Raw genomic sequence first — 1,271 nt, 5'->3', positions numbered from 1 at the left:
GGTGCTATCTCTGTACTTAATCTCATCTCGTTCACCAACTCTTGTGCTATGAAATTACTTTGTGCTCCAGTGTCTATTAAAGCTTTACTTTCTTTATCCTCGACACATACTGGAATTCTAAACCATGGTTCTTGGAGTGTGCTCTGTCCCTTACCTCTTACTACTGGTAATTTCCTGGGTTTCTTTTTAAGCTCCATATTTCCTACGAAATTAACGTTACACGAATTTTCTAGCAGGCTCTCTTTTCTTTCTATATTACCTTGTACTCTTGTAATATTTTTACTATGATCTACGACGTCTTCGTAGTCTTTACTTAATTCATAATCCTTCCGAATAATATCATTTCTTTCTAATTTAGGTTGTTCAGAACTCTTCTGATTTCTAACCTTTCTTTCTAACTCGATTTGATTAACACCTACTGTGTTGTATCTATTTGACTTTCTAGTCATACTTTTATTCAGATCTTTCAGCACGTCAAATCCGACCTGTCTATTTGACTGCTTCAGTTTTTTGATCTATTTGTACATCTGGCTGCGAAATGACCTTCTTTTCCACAGTTATAGCATTCTAATTTATTTGGGTAATGTCTTCTTGTCAGTACACTATCGACCTCCATTTGGTCATCCTGACTGGATTCCTTCTCGAATACCCTCAATTCTGAGTATTCATTCCTTTTTGGTTTACGGAAATACAATTTTTCTCTCAGATCTCTAGCGGCTTCAAATCTTGCAGCTACGTCCATTGCTTCTTCTAATGTGCTACAATTTCTTTGACTAACTTCATAACCTATCATCTTCTTTAAACCCAAAATATACTTTATCAAATGTCCTTGCTGCAGGTACACGTTATCAGGTAATTGATAAGTTACATCTCTAAATTGCTGATTATAATTTTGCACAGTTGTAATTTGTTGAATACTATGATACTTCTTTGCCCAGTCTAATATAGTATCTTGTCTTACATGGGACGGGAATCTTTCTAGAAATGCTTTCTCAAACAACTTGATATCTCTTTTAGCAATCAGGTCCAACCTTTCATACCATCTTAATGCTTTTCCTTCTAAAAAGGTTGCGACAAACAAAGCCTTAACTTCTTCTGGAAGAGCTCTCAACTCTAATTGAAGATGCATCTTCAGGATAAATTCTTTGGGATCATAATCCTTGTTGTTACCTGAAAATGGTTTGATGGCAGGTATGCCTAAATTAACTGTTCCTATGTTACTCATTCTCTGATATCTTCGATCTAACTTGCGGCGCTACCAATTGTAAGGG

At 35.8% G+C, this 1,271-nt stretch carries 2 protein-coding genes; both read right to left on the bottom strand.

The features are described from left to right. The coding region (locus tag E2E34_RS37685; protein WP_208765418.1) for a pepsin/retropepsin-like aspartic protease family protein at positions 1-473 on the bottom strand (473 nt) is incomplete at its 3' end. 29 nt (positions 474-502) lie between these two features. Beyond that, complete coding sequence (locus E2E34_RS37680) at positions 503-1,225, bottom strand: hypothetical protein (RefSeq protein WP_138905727.1); 723 nt, start codon at positions 1,223-1,225, stop codon at positions 503-505. Between the last annotated feature and the right edge of the window lie 46 nt (positions 1,226-1,271).

It is taken from the genome of Streptomyces albidochromogenes, assembly GCF_005981925.1.
In the GTDB taxonomy this organism is placed as follows: Bacteria; Actinomycetota; Actinomycetes; order Streptomycetales; family Streptomycetaceae; genus Streptomyces; species Streptomyces albidochromogenes.
This window is presented reverse-complemented; position numbering and strand designations above follow the sequence as displayed.

What these genes read in the sequence shown, in the direction of transcription:
- E2E34_RS37680 (WP_138905727.1), bottom strand. Translation starts at nt 1,225, where the DNA reads ATGAGTAACATAGGAACAGTTAATTTAGGCATACCTGCCATCAAACCA.